The organism is Achromobacter sp. UBA2119 (assembly GCF_002331005.1).
In the GTDB taxonomy this organism is placed as follows: Bacteria; Pseudomonadota; Gammaproteobacteria; order Burkholderiales; family Burkholderiaceae_B; genus Achromobacter; species Achromobacter animicus.
Window position 1 is genome coordinate 98,185 of the sequence record NZ_DCYD01000011.1, and the last position, 20,354, is coordinate 118,538.

Annotated in this window: 22 protein-coding genes; 15 read left to right on the plus strand and 7 right to left on the minus strand. The window is 63.3% G+C overall.

Annotation, left to right across the window (positions count from 1 at the left end; genetic code table 11):
• Window positions 1-8: 8 nt before the first annotated feature.
• The gene (locus B3098_RS10470) at window positions 9-791 is read right to left on the minus strand and encodes a helix-turn-helix domain-containing protein (protein WP_286895861.1); all 783 of its coding nucleotides are present in this window, start codon (window positions 789-791) and stop codon (window positions 9-11) included.
• Window positions 792-899: 108 nt separating this feature from the next.
• On the opposite strand from B3098_RS10470, the gene B3098_RS10475 reads away from it, so the two are divergent.
• From B3098_RS10475 to B3098_RS10485, 3 genes are all read left to right on the plus strand, one after another.
• Complete coding sequence (locus B3098_RS10475; protein ID WP_286895863.1) at window positions 900-1,340, plus strand: Fur family transcriptional regulator; 441 nt, start codon at window positions 900-902, stop codon at window positions 1,338-1,340.
• Window positions 1,337-1,756 (plus strand): hypothetical protein, encoded by a 420-nt coding sequence (locus tag B3098_RS10480; protein ID WP_175139396.1) that lies wholly within the window; start codon window positions 1,337-1,339, stop codon window positions 1,754-1,756. Before B3098_RS10475 ends, B3098_RS10480 begins: the two co-directional genes overlap by 4 nt.
• 106 nt (window positions 1,757-1,862) lie before the next feature.
• Window positions 1,863-2,153, plus strand: coding sequence for a ClpX C4-type zinc finger protein (locus B3098_RS10485; RefSeq protein ID WP_175139397.1), 291 nt, complete (start codon window positions 1,863-1,865; stop codon window positions 2,151-2,153).
• 11 nt (window positions 2,154-2,164) lie between these two features.
• Here the strand turns inward: B3098_RS10485 and B3098_RS10490 are convergent, their stop codons facing one another.
• The 4 genes from B3098_RS10490 to B3098_RS10505 form a co-directional block, all read right to left on the minus strand.
• The gene (locus B3098_RS10490) at window positions 2,165-3,616 is read right to left on the minus strand and encodes a GntP family permease (RefSeq protein ID WP_175125573.1); all 1,452 of its coding nucleotides are present in this window, start codon (window positions 3,614-3,616) and stop codon (window positions 2,165-2,167) included.
• A gap of 2 nt (window positions 3,617-3,618) precedes the next feature.
• A complete protein-coding gene (locus B3098_RS10495) occupies window positions 3,619-4,605 on the minus strand; it encodes a patatin-like phospholipase family protein (protein WP_414631269.1) in 987 nt (328 codons plus the stop codon).
• A gap of 267 nt (window positions 4,606-4,872) precedes the next feature.
• Complete coding sequence (locus B3098_RS10500; protein WP_286895870.1) at window positions 4,873-5,553, minus strand: PIG-L family deacetylase; 681 nt, start codon at window positions 5,551-5,553, stop codon at window positions 4,873-4,875.
• 87 nt (window positions 5,554-5,640) lie between these two features.
• Complete coding sequence (locus B3098_RS10505) at window positions 5,641-5,796, minus strand: hypothetical protein (RefSeq protein WP_279975340.1); 156 nt, start codon at window positions 5,794-5,796, stop codon at window positions 5,641-5,643.
• Between the two features lie 92 nt (window positions 5,797-5,888).
• Here B3098_RS10505 and B3098_RS10510 point away from each other — a divergent pair, with 92 nt between their 5' ends.
• The gene (locus tag B3098_RS10510; protein ID WP_286895872.1) at window positions 5,889-8,174 is read left to right on the plus strand and encodes a putative bifunctional diguanylate cyclase/phosphodiesterase; all 2,286 of its coding nucleotides are present in this window, start codon (window positions 5,889-5,891) and stop codon (window positions 8,172-8,174) included.
• 174 nt (window positions 8,175-8,348) lie between these two features.
• Here the strand turns inward: B3098_RS10510 and B3098_RS10515 are convergent, their stop codons facing one another.
• Together B3098_RS10515 and B3098_RS10520 are read right to left on the minus strand one after the other, a co-directional pair.
• Window positions 8,349-8,744 (minus strand): type II toxin-antitoxin system VapC family toxin, encoded by a 396-nt coding sequence (locus B3098_RS10515; RefSeq protein WP_286895874.1) that lies wholly within the window; start codon window positions 8,742-8,744, stop codon window positions 8,349-8,351.
• Window positions 8,741-8,980 (minus strand): type II toxin-antitoxin system Phd/YefM family antitoxin, encoded by a 240-nt coding sequence (locus B3098_RS10520; RefSeq protein WP_286896058.1) that lies wholly within the window; start codon window positions 8,978-8,980, stop codon window positions 8,741-8,743. Before B3098_RS10520 ends, B3098_RS10515 begins: the two co-directional genes overlap by 4 nt.
• A 515-nt stretch (window positions 8,981-9,495) precedes the next feature.
• Between B3098_RS10520 and B3098_RS10525 the strand changes: the two genes are divergently transcribed.
• From B3098_RS10525 to B3098_RS10575, 11 genes are all read left to right on the plus strand, one after another.
• Entirely contained in the window at window positions 9,496-9,930 is a 435-nt protein-coding gene (locus B3098_RS10525; protein WP_286895876.1) for a hypothetical protein, read from the plus strand.
• A 576-nt stretch (window positions 9,931-10,506) separates the two neighbouring features.
• The gene (locus tag B3098_RS10530) at window positions 10,507-10,782 is read left to right on the plus strand and encodes a hypothetical protein (protein WP_152383469.1); all 276 of its coding nucleotides are present in this window, start codon (window positions 10,507-10,509) and stop codon (window positions 10,780-10,782) included.
• Window positions 10,766-11,092: a hypothetical protein gene (locus B3098_RS10535; RefSeq protein WP_152383468.1), complete on the plus strand. Its 327-nt coding sequence runs from the start codon at window positions 10,766-10,768 to the stop codon at window positions 11,090-11,092. Before B3098_RS10530 ends, B3098_RS10535 begins: the two co-directional genes overlap by 17 nt.
• 16 nt (window positions 11,093-11,108) lie before the next feature.
• Complete coding sequence (locus tag B3098_RS10540; protein WP_152383467.1) at window positions 11,109-11,846, plus strand: TcpQ domain-containing protein; 738 nt, start codon at window positions 11,109-11,111, stop codon at window positions 11,844-11,846.
• Between the two features lie 24 nt (window positions 11,847-11,870).
• Window positions 11,871-13,559, plus strand: coding sequence for a type II secretion system protein GspD (locus tag B3098_RS10545; RefSeq protein WP_152383466.1), 1,689 nt, complete (start codon window positions 11,871-11,873; stop codon window positions 13,557-13,559).
• A 1-nt stretch (window position 13,560) separates the two neighbouring features.
• Window positions 13,561-14,922, plus strand: coding sequence for a hypothetical protein (locus tag B3098_RS10550; RefSeq protein ID WP_175157420.1), 1,362 nt, complete (start codon window positions 13,561-13,563; stop codon window positions 14,920-14,922).
• Window positions 14,906-15,430 (plus strand): hypothetical protein, encoded by a 525-nt coding sequence (locus tag B3098_RS10555; protein WP_152383464.1) that lies wholly within the window; start codon window positions 14,906-14,908, stop codon window positions 15,428-15,430. Before B3098_RS10550 ends, B3098_RS10555 begins: the two co-directional genes overlap by 17 nt.
• Window positions 15,427-17,220: an ATPase, T2SS/T4P/T4SS family gene (locus B3098_RS10560; protein ID WP_175157419.1), complete on the plus strand. Its 1,794-nt coding sequence runs from the start codon at window positions 15,427-15,429 to the stop codon at window positions 17,218-17,220. Before B3098_RS10555 ends, B3098_RS10560 begins: the two co-directional genes overlap by 4 nt.
• Window positions 17,217-18,314 (plus strand): hypothetical protein, encoded by a 1,098-nt coding sequence (locus B3098_RS10565; RefSeq protein ID WP_152383462.1) that lies wholly within the window; start codon window positions 17,217-17,219, stop codon window positions 18,312-18,314. Before B3098_RS10560 ends, B3098_RS10565 begins: the two co-directional genes overlap by 4 nt.
• A 56-nt stretch (window positions 18,315-18,370) precedes the next feature.
• Entirely contained in the window at window positions 18,371-18,997 is a 627-nt protein-coding gene (locus tag B3098_RS10570) for a type 4 pilus major pilin (protein ID WP_286895888.1), read from the plus strand.
• A 67-nt stretch (window positions 18,998-19,064) separates the two neighbouring features.
• Entirely contained in the window at window positions 19,065-20,342 is a 1,278-nt protein-coding gene (locus B3098_RS10575; RefSeq protein WP_175157418.1) for a prepilin-type N-terminal cleavage/methylation domain-containing protein, read from the plus strand.
• Window positions 20,343-20,354 lie beyond the last annotated feature (12 nt).

The window sequence follows — 20,354 nt, forward strand, 5'->3', positions numbered from 1 at the left end:
TTCAACCCCTAACCGCGATCCGCCAGATACCGTGTCGGCGTCATGCCGAACGCCGTGCGGAAGCTTCCAATGAACGCGCTGGTGCTTTCATACCCGACCGACAGCGCGGCCTGGGTGACCGATCCGCCCCGGAACAGCATTTCCAGCGCCCGCAGCAGCCGGGCCTGCTGGCGCCACTGCCCAAGCGTCACGCCGGTCTCCTGACGAAAACGGCGCATCAGCGTGCGCGACGACATATTCAGCCGCTGCGCCCATTCGTCGATACCCGCCGTATCGTCCGGCGTGTCCAGCAGCGTGTTGGCCAGATCCTGCAGGCGCGGATCGGCCGGCATCGGCAGCGGCGCGGTGGCATCCAAGGTGCGCTGCCGCAGTTCCTCCAGCAGCACGTCGAACAACTGCGCCTGATAAGACGGCGTCGCATCCTGCCACCTGCCTTCCGTAAAGCGTTCGACCAGCGCCTCGATCAGCCGGGAAGACGGCCACGCCCGGCAATTTGCCGGCAGGCGCCCGCAGATGTCCGGATGCACGTGCAGGAATGACCCGCGCGCCTCACCGAACCAGCGCGCCCCGTGCTGCACGCCGGGCGGAATCCACCCCAGGCTGCCGGGCAGCACCGTCAGTACGCGCTCGCCCGACTGCACCATCACCAGCCCTTCGTGGACCAGCACCAGCATGCCCTCGGCGTGGGTGTGCGCAGGCACGGAAATGCCCTTGGACTCCCGCCGCCTGCGCAGGCTGAACGGCGTCAGCAGGACGTCGGGCAAAGAGGAAGCGGCAGCCGCTTGAAGCATGGTTGGCAGGTTTGAGGTACAGGTTGACGGGTTCCCGTTAGCGGGTCCATTTGAAAATGTACATCATTCTCATCAGCCGGGTATCAGCCCCCCGGATGGAGAATCGACATGGACCACACACGGCTGCGCGACGCCGGCATCAAAGCCACTTTCCCGCGGATGAAGATCCTGGAGATCTTCTACCGCCACGCAGACCAGCACATGAGTGCCGCGGATATCTACCGCCGCCTCATCTCGGATCACAGCAATATCGGCCTGGCCACGGTTTACCGGGTGATCACGCAACTGGAGCACGCCGGCCTGCTCAAACGCACCCAGCTCGATACGCACACCAATGTGTTCGAACTGAACGACAAAGGCCATCACGACCATCTGGTCTGCACGCGTTGCGGACAGATCCGGGAATCCAGCGATCCCGCCATGGCCCAACTGGTCAGGAAGATCGCGCGGCGCAGCGGTTTCGAGCTGGATTCCTACAGCCTGGTGCTATACGGCAGCTGCGGCTGCGCCAAGGACGACCCCGCCCTGCCCCACGGAGCCTTCGAATGAACCACGATCAGTTTTTCTTCCACGACCTGTCGCAATTTCCCATCGTGACCGCCCGCCATGGCGGCGCGCCGCTGGGCTATTCGGCCTCGTGGATTCGCGAGATGGAGCTGCTGGTGGACAACCCGCGCAGCTTCGTCATGGTGGTGCCCGATACCCGCCACGAGGCCGCGCACGAGGACCGCAAGGCGATGATCGAATGGCAGACGGCCAACATGCCGCGACTGCGGGCACGCTGCCGGGCATTCATCGCCGTCGAGCGCGATACCGACGCGCTGGACAAGCTGCGCAAGCGCGGCGAAAAGATGGCCCGCGCCTTCGGCCTGCCGTTCCTGGTGGTCGCGACGCCGGGCGAAGCGGTCCAATGCGCCCGCGAACTCCTCGGGCAGGCGGGCCCGGGCGGCTTCAACGTCGATTAAGGGGCCGCATCGCGATTTAAGACTGGGCGTGCGCGGCCGTTGTTCAATGACAGGCGCCGCCATCCGCGCGGCCGCCTTCGAACAATTCGCACCGGCCGCCCGACGCATGAACCACGCCCTCGCCTGTCTGTTTTGCCAATCGACGCTCGCGCAGGGCGCGCCGCTGCTCGAACAGAACGGCGCGGCCATCTGCAAAACCTGTGTGGACCAGTTTGCCGTCCGCTTCGCCGAGCGCGCGTGGGCGATGGCCGCCACGCCGCAAGAGCAGCTGGACGTGCTGCTGGACGAAAGCAGCCGCGCGCTGGCGCAGAGCGAAACGCTGGCCGAGCGGGCGCGGTGCTGCGGTCTCAGTCTGAACGACCTGTCGGCGGCGCTGCCCGCGCGCACGCTGTCCTGAGCGTTCGCCCGTCAGAAAGACCCCAGCGCGCTGCCCAGCGCAATGACGGCGGCCAGCCCGATGATGGGTCCCACGATGCCCACCACGACGATGTTCATGTAGCCCTCGCGGTGCGTTGACCCGCACACCGCCAGCAGCGTCACCACGGCGCCGTTGTGCGGAAGGCTGTCCAGCGTGCCCGCGCCGATCACCGACACGCGGTGCATCAGCGCCGGATCGATGCCCAGCGTCTGGGCCAGCTCCATGTACGTCGCGGCCAGCGATTGCAGCGCGATGGTCAGGCCGCCCGACGCCGACCCGGTCAGCGCAGCCAGCACGTTGGTCGCCACCGCGAGCGATACCAGCGGCCCGCCTTCGATCGACAGCACCCAATCGCGCACCGCGGCGAACGACGGCAGCGACGCGACCACCGCGCCGAAACCCACCAGGCTTGCCACGCTAAGCAGGGGCAGCGCCGACGCGTTCACGCCCGCGTCCATGGTGTCGCGCAGCGACGGCAGGCGCCGGAAGTTCAACACCACCAGCACGGCAATCGCGGCCAGCAGCGCGGTGATCACCGACCAGACCCCACCCACCGCGGCCAGGCTGGTGCCGCCCCAGCGCGCCTCGGCCAGCCAGGCGGTGTCCATGCGCGGCAGGACCACCAGCGTCATGAACAGGTTGACCAGGATGACGACAACGAGCGGCGTCGCGGCCACCAGCGTGGACGGCGCGTCGGGGCTGCGCTGGCCGTGGTGCATTTCGGCCGGATCGAACTCGCGCGCGACCGTGGCACGCTCGCGCACCAGAACATCGTCAGACACGTCGGCGGCCATGCCCGCTGGCGCCACATAGCCCTCGCCCGCGCGCCGGGCCGACGCTTCCGCCCGGCTCAGCCACCACAGTCCGAAACCCAGCATGATCGCGCTGGCGATGATGCCCAGTCCGGGCGCGGCGAACGGCGTGGTCGCAAAGAACGGCATGGGAATCGCGTTCTGCACGGCGGGCGTGCCGGGCAACGCGGACATCGTGAAGGTGGATGTGCCGAGCAGGATGGCCGCGGGCATCAGGCGCACCGGAATCCCGGCCGACTTGAAAAGCGCGTGCGCCATGGGCGCCAGCACGAAAAACGCCACGAACAGGCTGACGCCGCCGTAGGTGACGATGGCGCCGGCCAGCACCACCGCCAGGATCGCGCGCCGCGCGCCGAGCTTGCGCGTCATCGCGTCGGCAATCGCGGTGACCGACCCGCTGTCGGCCATCAGCTTGCCAAACAGCGCCCCCAGCAGGAACAACGGAAAGAACTGGGCCACGAATCCGGCCGCGCCGCCCATGAACGTCTGCGTCCAATGGGCCAGCAGCGGCTCTCCCGCCGCGGCCGCCGTCACCATGGCCGCCGCCGGCGCCAGCAGCAGGATGCTCCAGCCGCGGTAGGCCAGCCCGATCAGTAATACCAGCGCGAGCAGGATGCCAAAGAGTCCCATGGTCAGACCTCGCCCAGCAGTTCGTCTATGTCCAGTGACGACCGCTTACCCAGGTCATCGCCATGTTCGGCCAGGAAGCGGTCGGCGGCCTTCCTGCCCTCGTCGCGCAGCATGCACAGGAATGGCCATTCAGCGTTGAGCTTGGAGGAATAGCCCAGTTCCACCATGAGGTCGGACGAGACCCGATGGATGCGCATATCCGCCCACATCCTGCCCTCGCCATTGCCGGGGTCGGCCACCTGCCGCAGCAGCGCAATCATGCGCAGCTCTTTCAGCAGCGACGCGTTGAACGTGACTTCGTTCAGCCGATTCATGATCTCGCGGGCGCTGCTGGGCAACCCGGGGCGTTCGACCGGGTTGATCTGCACCAGGATCGTGTCGTGCGACTGGCAGTCCTGCACCAGCGGCGTGATCGTGGGATTACCGCTGTAGCCGCCGTCCCAATACGGGTCGCCGTCGATCATCACCGCCCGGAACATGGTCGGCAGGCAGGCCGAGGCCAGCAGCACGTCGGCATTCACCTCGGCATTCTTGAACACCCGGCCGCGCCCCGTGCGCGCATTGGTCGCCGTGATGAACAGATGGATGGGCGCGCGCGCCAGCTCGTCGAAATCGATGACTTCCCGCAGGATGGCGGCCAGCGGATTGGCCCCCGAAGCGCTGAGGTCATAGGGCGAAAACACCCGCGACGCCAGATCAAACGCGATGAACATGGGTGAATGATCCAGCGACCAGGAACCCATCAGGATGTCGAGCGGACTGCGGCGAAAAGGGCTGTAGCGCGCGGCGTCGGACACGCGGCGCCAGAAGTCTTCCAGCGCCGCACGGGCGCCGTCGGCGCCGCCCCGCGCATGCCCCAGCACCAGCACGGCGGCATTCATGGCGCCGGCGGAGGTGCCGGAAATGCCGTCGATGCCAAGCCAGGATTCTTCAAGCAGCCGGTCCAGCACGCCCCAGGTGAACGCGCCGTGCGCGCCGCCGCCCTGCAGCGCCAGGTCGATCAACAGGGGATCGCGGTCAGTCGGCGACGCTTTGGATCGGGCCACGGCGGTACTCCTTGCGGGAGGCTGAGGGAGCTTGCGATCAGATAACTGCGATATGAACCATGTTGCGGCGCACATATCGTTCGGCAGTTATACGCGATGGCTTTGAAAAACGAAAGACATCGCGGGCGGCCGCGCGCCATCTACGACCAAAGACCGATGCGCCTGCACCGGGCCGCTGCTACTGGCACCCGACGTGGCCATTTCAGCATTTCAACCCACATCCGTCGCACTGTCCGTCAGTCGCCAGTACGTCTCATGCACCGCCAGCCCCAGCGCCGTGCTTTCCAATCCCTTGAGCTGCGAGGCATAGGCCTGGATTGCGCGCGCCTTGTCCGCCGCATTCACCGCCAGCCGAACCGGCGTAGCCGTCACGCCCCGCGCGTGCAGTTGCGCCAACCTGGCCTGCACGACGCCTGGCCGCTCGCAGTGCGGAACATCCTCGTAACCGAACCAGGCAGCGCCGGGCAAAGCGTCGCGGATCATCAGGGCTTCGTCGCTGACGCGCTCGTGGTCGCAATGGAAGACGCCCAGCGGCATCACCACACTGGCGGGCGCCAGGCTCGCCAGCAGCTGGAACAGGCGTTCGGTGATCAGCGGCGCGTCCTGATCCGGGGTGGCGGTGTACTGACAGTCCAAAAAGCCCAACGCCAGCCCAGTCGCCCCCACGATGCCAAGCGCCTCCCTGTCTTCGGCCAGCCGGCACGTCATCGCGGCGTCTGCACTGTCGAACCCGCATCGGCGGTCCCAATCGGTCAGCGGTTGGTGCAGGGGCGCCCGCGCCGTGAACACCGTCACGACCGTACTGCCTGGCCGCGCGGCCAGCAGGCCCGCGCAACTCAGGACGGCGTCGTCCAGATGGGGCGATATCACGACCAGGGGGGATGCCGGCAAAGCAGGATCGTCAGCCGGGTTTTGCGCTTGCGTGAGGTCCATCGGGTGTTTTTGATCCGCAGGGGATCGCGGTGAATGGCAACGCCGTCATTGAGCAAGCGCCATGCCGCAGGCATGCATCGGCGCGTTGGCGGCGTTGCCGTGCGCACCAACAACGCGCCGCGCAGGCACGCGAGTTGCTGCGACCGATGCCTGCCCGGCACTGGAATCGTCGACGACCGCGTCAGCGTGCGGATCGATCATGTGCCTTTTCGAATGCTGCCGCGCCGGCACGCGGCCTCGAAGCACATCTGATCCGTCTGTTGATCGCCCCAACAACACGGAGCTGTACCGGCATGAGAATAAAAGAAGGGCCGCTTCCCCGTTCCGCTGGCGGACTTCTCGTCCTGCTGCTGATCGCCTTTGTCGGTTTTCTGGCGGCAATGCTGTTCTCGCTGCACCTGTCCGTCGACAAAAGCGACGATATGGCGGCGATGCGCCAGAGCAAGGACCTGCAGCAGGCAATCAGCAACACGCTGGACGACGTGGCGCAGGCGCAGGAAGCCGTCGCCATCTGGGACATGCTGGCCGACGAACTGACCAAGCCCGCGCCCGACCAGGCCTGGCTCGACGACAACGTGGGGGCCTTTCTGCATCGGCTGTTCGAACAGGATCTGGTGTTCATCCTTGGCCCGGACAACACGGTGCGCTTCGGCAATGTCCACGGCGAACTGGTTCCCCCTGAACGCTACGCCGTGTACGAACCGGATCTGCGCCCGTTCATCGCGCTGACTCGCGGACAGGACACCCGGCCCAACAACGACCATGAGCGCCTGCCCGGCCAGCCTCCCTCCACCAATTCTTCGGTGCGCACGACGGCTGCCGCCGTGCATGCCACCGACCTCGCAACCATCGGGCAAAGGCCTGCGGTGGTGAGCGTGATGCGCGTCGCGCGCTTTCCGCCCAACCTCGATACCCCGGCGGTCGAGACGCCCAATCTGCTCGTGAGCGTCAGATTCGTCGACGGAGATTTCCTGCGCTCGTTCGCTCGGGACAACCTGATAGACGGGCTTCATTATCATCCCGTGCGCACGCGTCACAATGGCGTGAACGAGCGCGAGGAGCCCCTGCTGTCGTCCGATGGCGCGTTGCTCGGCTATTTAATGTGGCGGCCAGACCTGCCCGGCTCCGAACTGTGGCGCGCGATGCTGCCCGCTGTTGCCGCCATGCTCGCCAGCGCCTTCATCCTTGTCGCGTGGCTTGCGCTGCGCACCTATCGGTTGCTGCGCCAGCAACAGGCGCACCTGAGCGCGCTTCGGACGGCCCACGTGGAACTGAAGGCCAGCGAGGCGCACGCGCAGCACCTTGCCTTTCACGACGTGCTGACCGGACTGCCTAACCGCGCCTATTTCAACACCTGCGTGGACCAGGCGCTGGTCCGCCGCCGGCCCGATGCGTGCTGTGCGGTGCTGCTGCTGGACCTGGACCATTTCAAACAGGTCAACGACACGTGGGGCCACGCCGCGGGCGACGCGCTCATCGAAGAGTTCGCAAGACGGGTCAAGCTCATCCTCGGGCCGGACGATGCGGTCGCGCGGCTGGGCGGAGACGAGTTCGCCGTGCTGATGCAGAACGCGACCGAAGCTGGCGCGACCGCCCTGCTGCAACGCATTCTCGCGGAGGTGCGCGAGCCCTTCGACCTGCTGGGCGGCCGGGCCTTCGTGGGCGCCAGCATCGGCGCGTCGATGGCCCCGCGTGACGGCACGACGCGCAGCGAGCTGCTGCGCAAGGCCGACATCGCGCTGTATCGCGCGAAAGAGCTGGGCAGGAACCAGTACAGCTTCTTCGCCCCCGACATGGACGACACGCTGAAGGCCAAGGCGGTCATCGAGGAAGACCTGCGCCGCGCGCTGGCCGGCAGCGGCCAGCTCCAGGTCCATTTCCAGCCGCAGATCGACAGCAGCACGCAGCAGCTGGTGGGCGTGGAGGCGCTGGTGCGGTGGAATCATCCGGGCAAGGGCCCTGTGTCGCCGCAGATCTTTGTGCCGGTGGCCGAATCCACGGGGCTGATCGTGCCGCTGGGCGAATGGGTACTGAAGGAAGCCTGCCGCGCCGCGTTGCAATGGCCGGGCCTGTCCATCGCCGTGAACCTGTCGCCCGTGCAGTTTCGCGGCCAAGGATTCGCCGAGCGCGTCATCGACCTGGTGCAACGCGCGGGCGTGGACCCCGCGCAGATTGAACTGGAGGTCACTGAAGGCGTGTTCATCGAGGACGATGGCCGAGTCCAGAGGGCCATCGCCACACTGCGCGCCGCGGGATTCCGGATAGCGCTGGACGATTTTGGAACCGGCTATTCCAGCCTGAGCTACCTGCAGCGGTTCGCGGTCGACAAGATCAAGATCGACCGCAGCTTCGTGGCCAATATTGGCGAAGGCAGCGATTCGACCGCCATCGTGAATGCGGTCGTGATGCTGGGACGGTCAATGGGACTGACGATCAACGCGGAAGGGGTCGAGACAGCCGCGCAGCGCGATTTTCTACGTGCGGCGGGATGCGATGAGCTGCAGGGTTTTTTGTTTTCGCGCGCGGTGCCGGAAGCAGAAATTACAAAGTATCTGCAGAAGGCGCGTCCAGCCGTTTGATGCCTCGGCAATGCCACCGGATTAACGATGTCACGCCGGGCGACTCTCATGAAGCCCCAACGAGGGACCCGCGACCGCAGCCGGTTGGAACGGACGCACCTAACAGAAGCGCGGTCTATGCAATAGCAAAGGTTCGCTCAGGAGCGACCTTTGCTTAAGCGAGATGGGTCGATCTCACCAGATTGTCTGGACATGTGGATAGTCGCGGATCTTTAAGTCAGCAGACACCAGAGGCACCGAATGGTGCCGCGCAGTAGCCACAATGATCCGGTCCGCGGGATCCTTGTGGAAGTCTCCCGGTAGGTCGACCGACTGAACAGAGATACGGACATCCACCGGGACAAACCGAATCGCCGGCACCTCGGCAACTGTATCCAGCCAAGCCTCTGCATCCATCGTTAGCGCCAGTCGCCCCGCCTTGGCAAGCATCGCAATTTCCCAGGCGCTCATGGCCGAAATCAAGATTTCCCCGTTCTGCGCCTCGGCCTCGATGGCATTGCGTGCGGGGCGGCTCAGCTGAGAGTCGCCACTCACCCACCAAATCAATGCATGGGTGTCCAACACGATCATTGCGCCGCCTCCCACGTATCGTCGCCGATCGGCGAAAAAGGATCGTCAAAACGCAGGACAGAGCCGCGCAGCATGTCCAGCGGATTGCGTTTTGCGGGCACCCTATAGGGACGGATTTCCAGCGCAGGCCGACCGTGATCAGTGACGACGATGGGCTCGCCGGTGGCTTCGACCTGCCGAAAAAGCTCAAGCGCCCGCGCCTTGAACTCAGATTTCGACACTTGCTGACTGTGCATGACGCCCCCGGTCAAATAGTCACATAAAGTGGTCACTATAACAGCGGATGACTATAAAAAATAGTCATTATCGCCAATGAATCGTGAGCGTCAGAACAAGTAGAAAAGACCAAGAGGCGCGCGCGCCAAAACGGAATGGCAGGCCTAAGGAAATATTAGAAATACAACGTTTCGTTTAGACATATGATGTAATTTGAGTTCCCAAATTCACTATTTCCATAGGTCAAACGATATGACGCATAACAGCCAGCCCCGCATTGTCACTCTCGCGACGAGGGCCGCAGTGGTCACAATGCTGGCGTTAATTGGCACTCTGCTTTCGGGCTGCAAAGACGAATCAGCGTCGGCTCAGGACAAAGCCAGTCTCGACAAACACAACGCTGAAATCGCGCGGAAGAATGAAGTTCGGAACCAGATTAAATAGCCGACAACCTCCGCTGCGCTCCTCAACCTCCCTAGCGTCCTCAGGCTAGTTTAAGGAGCGCTTCTTTAAAATTTTTGGCTGGGCTGAATACATGAAGAAAATTGCTATTGTTGTGATGCTTATGGCTGCGAGTGCATCGGCGCAAGCTGCGTTCGTCATTGACTGTCAGACTGCAGTAAACAAGTCAGGCACGAAACGCCCGCATTCGGTCCAGTGGCGATGGGACGGCACACAGCTTCGGACAACATACCGAGAACCCGGGGGAGACGAAGTGTACAAAGAGCGCCCGGCGCATTTCGAGCAGCGAGACTTTGGGGCTGGCGAAAGCTTCATCAAAAGCACGGTTTACGGGTTCGTGCTGAAAGTCACCAATGACGGCCTGCGTCAAGCTCAAACATTTCTTGCGATAGAACACAAGAATCGCGAGATCTCAATTGTCGAGATGCTTGCAATAGTTTCTCCAGCTGGCGCCCTTCTTTCGATCGATGAGTTAACTCATCGCGATTGCACGTGGACAAGATCGTAACGCCTCCGAACCTTGCTTGCCTTGAGAAGGACCGGAACAACGCGAAGTCCTAAATCTCTAGCGAAACCCGGAAGATATCGGGTGCAGCCCGGATATCTGGAAAAGTTATTTCCGAATCGTAGGCCTTCAGAAACAGAACCCAAAGAAAAACGCCGCTCATAAGAGCGGCGTTATTTCCTGGGTACTTCAGTATCTGGGTGGTGGGTTGTGCGAGACTCGAACTCGCGACCAACGGATTAAAAGTCCGCCGATCTGCAAATCCCTGCAAGTCAGAATGTCTTTTCAATCAAAGACTTGCAACGATAGCCCCCCTTTAGCCACTGGACATTCAATCAGTGATTCGCAGGGTTTTGCGGTCTTTTTTAATGATTGCGGTCAAGATTTGGTCAAGGCCCGCTGCCGCGCGAACCTAGCAGGACTTTCACCTCTCTGGCGCGCCGACACATGCGCCAGCAGCCCTAGCCGCTCCTTCGCGGCACATCCCCAGTCACGCTGGATAGTCAGCTAAACCCGCAGCCCGCGTATGTCGCCCACGGCGGCAGGCCGAGGTGCGCACGTCATTCGCAGAGGATCTATATGGTTCAGTCGTCCGCGGCCTACCCATCCGGCGCCGCATTTGAATTTCCATCCACGGCGCGCGACGCACGCCAAGCAGCTCGCACTTGGTTCGAAACGGCTCCGGAGATGACTCCGGCTCAGTACCGCGACCAGCAATTTATCGAGCATTGCAAAGGCAAAGCCGATTCGCCCCTCGAACGCAGAATCCGGCGGGACGCCTTCAAGCAGGCATTTGCTGAGGCCATGGGCCACATCGTGGTGGAGGAGGCGAGGCTTCATGCGCTCCCTGCTTGAGCGCCCGATCACATTCCGGCTATCCGATGACGCCCGCCGGCGGTACGCGCAAGCAGCTGCGGATCGCGGCATGACGCTTTCCGCGTACCTGCGGGATCGGCTCGAAGTCGACGACCAGGTCGCCGAACATGTTTCGCAGCTGCGCCTCACGCTGCTGGATAACGCCCCGAGCGGACAGTCCGACGGTTCGCTGCTCCCCATCCTCCTCGAACTGTTGCTGCTCACCAGGCGACAGAGCTCCCCGGCCGAGCTGCGCGCCGTTCACCATGAACTTGAACGGCAGGGCGTGACGCCCCAGACCTTCAAGTAACTCTTTAGGATCCCCAATGCAAGCACCCCTCTTGGCGGCCGTCGTCTCGGCGGCCTGCCTTCTTTCGGCCTGCGGATTTGTCCCGCCCGCCCCTCCGACACCTCCGGACTCTGGACGCATCCTCATCAACCAGGCGGATCCGCGCACTGTTCTACCGGGTAAATCGCCGACCGCCCTGGCTTCGGCAGACATTCCCCCCATCCCCGTACCGGAAGCGCCGCCCAAGCTCGAAAGCACTGCACCCGCCGCCACCGCGCCTCTGCCGGTCACGACTGATGCAACGCCTGGCGCCAGCAGCTCTGCGTCGACGCCGACGCCGGTAGCGGCAAATGAAACCACGGCGCCTACTACTGACGTGAACGCAAGCCCGCAACAAGTCACTCCGACCGCTGGCACCGTCGTGACGGTCGAAGTTGCTCCGACCGAGCCCGTTGCTGAACCGCAAGTCGTGGAGCCGCCTAAACAGACTTGGCGGGTCAGTCCGCAAGACGGCACGGTCCGCCAAGCGCTCGTGCGCTGGGCAGCCGATGCCAGCTGGACCTTCGGGCCCGATCAGTGGGAACTGAATTTCGACATTCCGATACAGGCTCCCGCCGAGTTTGAGGCGGACTCGTTCCAAGAGGCCACCCAGGCGCTATCGCAGGCGGTCGCCATGAGTGAATCGCCGATCCGCCCCTGCTTCTATGGCAACCGCGTGCTTCGCATGGTGCCCTTCACCCGCAGCTGCAACCGATCCCCCGCCACGCAATCCTAGCCGTGGCGTTGAACAGGAAATCCAATGATTGCTTACCGCACCGTACTGACGGCGGTCATGCTGGCAGCGCTTGCTGGCTGCTCGGCCCTGCAGGCCACCGACCGAGTCGAATCCCGCGCCGCCCTCCGTCAAGCCGACGGCGCCATCGCGCTGGACCATTTCAAGCTCAAAGCCGGAGACATCGACCGGGCAAAGGGTCAAGTCGTGGAGCTCCCCTGGATCGCCGGCCGACCGCAGCCGTTGGCCCGCGAAGTCACCCTGCCGCCGGCGCTCCGGGCTAACGTCAATACGACGCTGCTCTTTGAAAACAACTCCGCCGATCTCAAGACGTTGGCCGACCGGATCCAGATCGCCACCGGCATCCTGACGCAGGTCACTGCCGACGCCCTGCTCCCCGCCGAATACTTTTTGCCGCGCCTGGCAGGCGATCTCGGCACGGTAAACCCGCTTAGCCTGAGCGCCAGCACGGCAGACACGCTCGTCCCGGCTCTCATCCCCGGCGCGGCAGTGGATCGTGTTGCGGGTCCCGCGCTGCCGACGGGCGTAGCGCGCACAAAGATGGCGCCCCTGCCAGCTGGCCAGGCCCCGCTCGCCTCCGTGCTGGACGCAATCGCACTGCGCCTGGGCGTGTACTGGCGCTACGACGACAAGATCGGTGCGCTGCGCTTCTACCGGACAGAGACCAAGAGCTATGTGGTCCGCACGCCCACTCAGGCGGCCGAGGAAAACCTGCAGCGCGATATCAAGTCGACCAATTCGATGCTTGCAGACAGAACCACCGCTGGTGCGAAAGACGAAGCCCGCGAGCTGGCGGCGGTCGTCAGCAAGGTCAGCCAGTTCCTCAGCCGCGCCGGCGTGATCAAGGCGGCGGACGGCGCGTCAAACACGATCGTGGTAACGGACACCAAGGAAGCTCAGGACCGGATCGGCGAATTCCTGGACGCCGAGAATCGGCAGATGACTCGTCGCGTGCGCCTGGTCTTCGAAGAAATCACGGTGCAGAGCGATCGGATCAACCAGGGGAGTGTGGACTGGAGCATCCTGTTCAACAGCCTCGGGCGCCAGAACACCGCGTCAGCAATTGGTGTCGCTCCAATGCTGGACGCGGCCAAGGCCGCTGGCAGCGTAGGAGCCACAGTGGGCAGCGGCCCGTTCGCAGGAACCAACCTTGCACTGTCAGCGCTATCGCAATTGGGTTCGATCATCGACCACAAGAGCATCCCGCTCCTGATGCAAAACCGCCGCCCAGGCAAGTACGACACCCGCCGCTCCTTCGACTACATCAAGGACCTGCAGCAAACGCAAAGCACGTCGGACACCTCAGCCCCCACCGTCACGGTCACGCAAGACAACAAGACGGTCGGCACTTTCCTTACGGTTGTGCCGGACGCGCAGGACGACGGCCAAGTGCTCTTGACCATTGCCTACGACGACACCCGGCTCATCGAGATGAAAAAGGAGCCGGTCGGTGCGCGTGGTGATCAGTCATTTGTCCAGCAGACTGACATCGGTGGCCAGGGACGAGTGCAGCAGGTGATGGTGCGCCCCGGCGAGCAGGTCGTGATCGGCGGCTACCAACAATCGGCCGACACCTCTACCAGGCGGCGCCTGGATGACAAGGCTCCGATGCTCGCCGGCGGCTCCGACGCTTCGCAAGAGAAGCAGATGCTCACGGTCGTGCTGGTCACGGCCATTCCCGAAGAAGGATTCTGACGTGGCACGACGAGAGAAAGCCCCGCGGCGGCTGAGCTATCGGCTCGTCGCCATCCCCGGCACATCGAATCAGCTTGTCTTCGGCGTCCGATGGCAGACGGTCCTCGGAGAGGATCCGCAGAAAGAAGCGCTGCGGCTGGCACGCAAGGTGAAGGCCACGCACTTTGTCCACAGCGATGCCCGCAGCCCTTCCGTCGGACTCCTCATCGCCAAAGGGAAGGAGCGTCGCGCAAAGACGCGCGCCAGCCTATTCTCGGCGGCCTCCGCGTTTGCACAGATGCACCGTCACGGCACCCACATCGTGACGCTCAACCTGCCCGACAAATCCGTATGGATTGCCGTCGTCGTTGCTGGTGTGGTCCAGGCAGGCGGAGACGCGGTCTTCGCAGATCTGCAGGCGGCACAGCGTGCGCTCGATGAGGCGCTGGCCCGCTACGGCGAGGCGCAGGTGCACGGGGACCACCGCACGCAGTCGCGGCCTTTCTCCTTGCAACAGCTTGCCGCGCACACCAACCAGCAGTCGACCCTGCGCCGAGCGGGCTTCAGTCTCGCGATGGTCTCGCCCTTCTGGTGGACCATCCTGGGGCTATTTCTGGTGTACGAGGCCTGGGACATCGGCATGAGCTACTGGGAGGAGCGGCAAGCACGAATTGCACAGGAGATGCTGGCCGCGCAGCCCGAAGTTGACCCAGCAACGCTGTGGAAAAAGGCAATCGCTGCGTGGGCAAAGACCGCGCGAACACTTGGCGAGCCGGGGCTCACTCCGCTGCTGCAACAAGTGGAGTCCGTGCCGACCGCGCCCGGTCGGTGGAAGCTCGTCGAGGTTGACTGCCAACCCAAGGTTCGCAGCTGCGTAGCGAAGTACGAGCGCACGCGACTTGCGGATAATCGCACCCTGCACGCGGCCTTACCTCCCACCTGGAAGATTGAGCATGTCGATCTGGAGAGCGCGAACGCCTCCTGGACCGTCCCTGCGGGGCTGGCGGCTCAGCCGTTGCTGCTGGCGGAACTCCCCGACGCAAACGCGATGCGGCAGGTTTGGGAGCCATCCTGGCAGGCACTGCGCCCAGCGCTGCAGGACATTTCTCTGTCTGCGCCAGGACAAGTGCCGATCTCGGTACCGAACATCAAGCTTGCCAACGGGTTGGAACAACCCGTGATCCGGCCCAAGGAGATCAAGCTTCCGGCAACGCGCGCGCTCGTCATCAACGCGCCGCTGCGCTCCCTGTACGGCTTGGCGCTTCCGCGCGCCACCGAAGTCACGCAGTTGCACGTGCGCTTTTCGCCAGATACCACACCAGGGCTCACGACGAGCGCCTTCGACACAACGCTCAAAGGAACCATCTATGTTGAATCGCCCTGAACGCAGACAGCGACAACGATTCGTCGCAATAGTCGTCTGCGCAGCAGCTGCAATTGCCGTGCCGCTATCGGTGGCGGCGCAGATTCCCGTCTTTGGCGTCGATGCCGTCAATCTAAGCCAGCCAGTTCCTCGGATGGTGCAAGAACTGTTGGAGCTCGATGCCCAACGCGCACTCGATGAGGAAAAGCGCAAGGCGCAGCCCGGAATAGGCGAAAGCGCGCACCTTGCCGCTTCTGGCCCGCCTGCCGCGCAGGCCGCCAAACCCGATCCAAACGCAACGCCAGTTGTTGCCCCGCCTCGGCTTCTCGCCATCACAGGTGTCGGCAAGCAGCTGACGGTGATGGTCGACCAGGCGGGCCGTCGGGCGCATTTTCGCAGCGGCCACGCCGAGCCGGTTGCCGGCGTCGACCTCGGACTGCGCCTGCAGGCCGTTTCGCAACCCTGCGCCAGCTTCGTTGACCAGTCTCAGGACGTAGTCACCTATTGCCTTAATCGGGGAACACCATGATTTCAAGCTTCCTTCAGTGGGTGCGGCGGCTCAAGCGAACGTTGCATGTCAGCCTGCGCGAACAAGAGGAAATGCCGGTGCTGGATATGCATGCATCGATGCCTGCAGTGCCCACCGGTGACGACTACCCGCACCTCGATTCGTTCGAAGACATTACGCAAATGCAGCCGGCGTTCAGGACGCTCAAGGTCGATTGGTGCGGCTCGACATCGGCGGTCACCGCATGCGTCGCCGAGCTCGAGGGACCGCGCTATGTCGTGTTCGTCAAACCGCGCGAAGTCGACACGGACATCTTTCGCGCCGTCAAACAGCGCGCCATCGACGCCGCCAAAGGCCCGGTCCACATATATACGATCAACCCGGTCATTCTGCTGACCCTTGTCAGAGAGCGGATGCAGGCCGAAGACGTGATGCAGCGAAGCTCCCGGATCCGTGGCCAAAAGGAGAAGTCGGCGGTTCGCCAGGGGTTCTACGACATTGTGTCCTGGGCGGTTCGCAACGATGCGAGCGATCTGCATCTGAACATCGACACTACGGCCGCGAAATCGCGCATCAGCGCCACCATCGACGGCCAGTACACCACGCCTGAACATCTGGCGATGCCCACGCAGCAGCTCCTCGACATGGCCAGCGTTGCATGGCTGGATGTCAGCGGCGGGAACGGCCTATTCCTTGACATGGCCAACGAGCAACAGGGCCGGCTGTACGAGGTGGTGGACGAGCGCAGCTACATGCTTCGCTGGGGTTCATTCATTGCGGACAAGGGGCCGTCCATCACACTGCGCCTGCTGGACGTGGACTCCAAGGTGCAAACGGTGGACATGTCAGCCCTTGGATACCTCCCCTCGCAGATCGCCCAGTTCGAGCGGGCGATGCGCAGCATGGGCGGCGCCATCGTCATGGGCGGTATCCCCGGCTCCGGGAAAACGGTGAGCATCGCCCAACTCATCGTGCGCTTGCCGAAGACCCGCAAGCGGATGTCGATCGAGGATCCGGTGGAACTCATCATGGAGGCAGTGCTCCAAGCCAGCGTTTCGCGCTCATTGGATGGCTCCGACCGCGACACGATGAAATCGAAGCTCATGGCGCTCAAGCGGGCAGCCGCCAGTGACGTCTTTCTCGGTGAGATTCGCGATGTACTCACGGGCGCTGCATTTCAGGACATCGTGCTCTCGGGCAGCAACCTATATTGCACGACGCACGTGGGAGGTGCGCTTGCCATTCCGCAGCGCTTTGCCTCCAGCGAAATCGGAATACCGCGCAGCACGCTGGGAACCCCTGGCGTTTTGAAGCTGCTCGTTCACCAGGCTTTGATGCCAAAGCTGTGCAGCTGCGCACTTCCCGCCGTGGCACTCCTTGACGGCGCCCAGGATCGGATGGGAATCAATCGAGATCGCGATACATGGCAACGGTACTTGGCGGACATCGAAGCCCTATACGACTTCGGCAGCGATCCGCTCAAGATCCGTAACCCGGACGGGTGCGAACACTGCCGCAAGAAGGGGATCCCTGAACTCTTCGGGTACGCAAGTCGTACTGCAGTAGCAGAACTTTTCGAGCCCTCTAGTGATCCCGATGCACTTCGAGCCATCGCAAACGGGGACGAGATCCGCCTGAGAGCGATCTTCGCCAGCCAGCGCACCGCCCGTTACGACGACCCTGATATGGAAGGAAAGTCGACCATGGAATGCGCCGTCTACAAGATGAGCCAGGGAATGATCGACCCCCGGGACATTGAGCCTCACTTCACGGCGTACGCAACACTTCTGCGCCAAAGGAAAAAGGGATGAAGATTCCCTTCTACTTCACGCGGGTGGGCCAGGCCGCCAGCAAGTTCGCGCGTGCCCGTGCGGACTGGTACGAATACTTGGCGGACATGACGGAGGACACTCAGGGGCGCCGGACGTTCCTCAGCATTCTTGAGGCAGACGCCCAGCGCTATGGCAAAAGCGCCCGTGGCGTCCTGTCGGCTTACTGGGCGCACCGAATTGTGGAGACGGGCGAGCTTGGCAGGACGCTTCACCGGACGCTCCCACCGCGAGAGGTAGCGGAATTCGTTTCGCTGCAAACCCAAGGGCAAGCAGTCTTCGCAGGAGGGCTGCGCGACATGGCCGCCGTCGTGCGCGTGACGGCCAAGCTTAGGTCAATCCTCGTCGGAACGTTGGCGGTGGCTGCCCTAATGCTGCTGCTGGTCTGGGCCATGGTGATGATCGCGGTCCCCTACCTCACCGCGCCCATGCTGCAGGACGCCATGCCCGACATACGGTTTGAGCTGCTTAGTCCGTCGACCCAGGCGTTCTTCGACATGGCGCAGTGGATTCGGGACAAAGGTATTCGGCTGTGGTTGGTATCGAGTGCCCTCGGCGTTGGTGTCTATCTCTCGTTTCCCTATATGGACAACGCGCTACGCCGGTGGCTCGACAAGTGGGGACCGTATCGGCTTTACCGGGACGTTCAAGCGATTGCGGTCGTGAGCACGGCGGCAACCGCCGTCAAGCCTCGCGCCGGCAAGGTCATGCAGATCCGTCAAGCGATAGAGCTGCAGTTACCCGGGGCATCCCGCTGGCTTAGCCGTCGGCTTCAGGCCATTCAGAACCGACTCGACGACGCAAAAAAGGGCGCGGAGATTTTTGACGTTGGCCTGCTGGATCGAGAGATCTACTGGTATCTCGAAGACCTCACGAACACGCTTGGCCTGGACGCGGGCTTGCAGATGACCCGCGCACGCATGGAGACCACCATTCTCAAGCGCGTTGAAGACCGCGCAAAGGTGCTGCGATGGGCGGCGCTCATTTGCGCCGTCCTCTTCATGGCAGGCCTCTTCTTTTGGCATCAAAGCGTGATCATGGACATGCGCAACGCCTTGATGATCGACGCAATGTAGCAACTCGCCGCCACGAAAGCTCGTGGTGAAAACTCATTCGAACAATCGGAATTCAGATGCAACAGCACAACATCGCAACCCAGCGTGCAATCCAACGCGCCAAATCTGCGGACCTTCGCCATCAGGGCGGTTGGACGCTGGCCGAGGTGGGCGTGGTCATCACTATCGTCATCATCCTCGCTATCGTGGGATTCCCCTCGGTAAAGGGCTTCTTTGTTCAAGGTCGTGTCCCTGCGGCGGCTGGTGAACTGCAGCGGTTCATGTCCACTGCACGAATCATGAGCGAAGGTGACTCGGCCACGCCTTACTCGGCGATCGACAACGCGCAGAACCTGGCGCCGTCGCTGAGGGACTCAACCGTTTTCAAGGTGACCGGGAACACGGTTGCACACCGCCTCGGCGGTACCGGCGTGGGCTCGAACGGGACGATCACTATCGCCCCGGCCGCGCTGGGTGGCGGCGCGGTAGGAAGCGCGTTCTCCCTGACGCTGACGAACGTCAACCATCGCGCCTGCCCTGTCCTCGCCTCCACCTTGAACGGCATTTCCGAGATGATCAGCGTGAACGGCACGGTCGCAAAAACCTTGGGTGCCAACAGCGAGTCGGGGACGTTCAACGCCGTCACCGCCCAAAACCTCTGCGTCAATGGCGACAACAACACCTTCGTCTTCGCCACGCGCTGATTCCCTGGGACTGCGTGTGGGACGTGCCACCGGCACGCCCCGACGGGCTCTCAACGGAGGCGAACCAATGCAATTATTTCAATCACCGCTGCCCTCCCGCGCGCGCACACAGGCAGGCTTTACTCTCGTCGAGGTCACGGTCGCCCTACTGCTCGTCATGTTGCTGGCTGTATTCGCGGCGAAGGAAGTCAGACGCAAAGCAGACGAAGGCGCCGCTGAAGCGACCGGCCGTTACCTGATGCAAATCCGGGGCGCGGTGGTCGATCTGCAGTTAAAGCACGAGGCCTGGCTGCGCGGCGAAGACCTCACCGGACTGCCCGCAGGCTCGTATCCCACGCCTCCAGCTCTAGCCTGGGCCAGCGTGGGAGGTGCGCAAGTGGCGCGGGGCGGGCTCTCCGATCTCACGGCGCTAGGGCTGCTGCCGGCGACCATCCCGCGATACCCGAGCTTGGGAGACGTAGCGCGGTTCATTCTGGTCCGACAGGGTGCCTGCCCAGGCGCTGATTGCCGTACCAGCGCCTTCGTCTACGCCTGCCATCCCATCAACGCAGCGCGCAGCCTCCGACAGAATGCCGGATGCACACCGCCTGCCGCCAACCGTAGCGTTTTCGACCAAGCCCTCCTGAGCAAGGTGGTTCTGGCCGCTGACGGCTACGGTGGCCACGACGCGCGCGGGTCCGCAAATGTACGGGGGCCGCTGATGGACATTCCGCGTGCCTGGTTTGACTTCGGCACAGAGCCAGGGCATGCAGTCATCGCTGCAAGCCTGGACGCCACACCCTTCGGCCAGTTCGTGCGGCATGGTGAAACCCGCCCCGTCACTCTGCATAACACCTTGACAGTGGGAGAGACGATCCAGAGCAACAAAGGCTTGCTGCTCAAAACGTCGGTCGCCCCAGGCGCCGCATGCACGATCGAAGGTCTTTACGCTTCAACGGCCAATAAGATGCTCGCGGTTTGCACGGGCGGGGTGTGGTTTACGCCCTTCGGTCACGTGGTTACTGGGGTGTACAGCAACCTGCCGACCGATGCAGCAGTTCCGGCGCTCACCTGCCCAGCAGGTCAGACGCCGTGGAGGTATGCGTCGATCCAATCCCTAGACGTCACTGTCACGGGGACTGACGTTAACGTTGGCGGTTCGGTCGGAGGGACCATTCAAGGATCAGGTTCGGTCAATGCCGCAGGCTCCGTAACCGTGAACGGGACGTTCGCGGGAAGCTTCCAAAACTCTGGCTCCAGCTATGTTCGGGTGGGCCAGACCGTGGCAATGAGTGGCGACCGCGTAGTTATCTCTCCGGCAGGCGCAAACGCACGCGCCGCCGTCATCCAGGGCTGCAGGAACTAGGCAGTCCCCCAC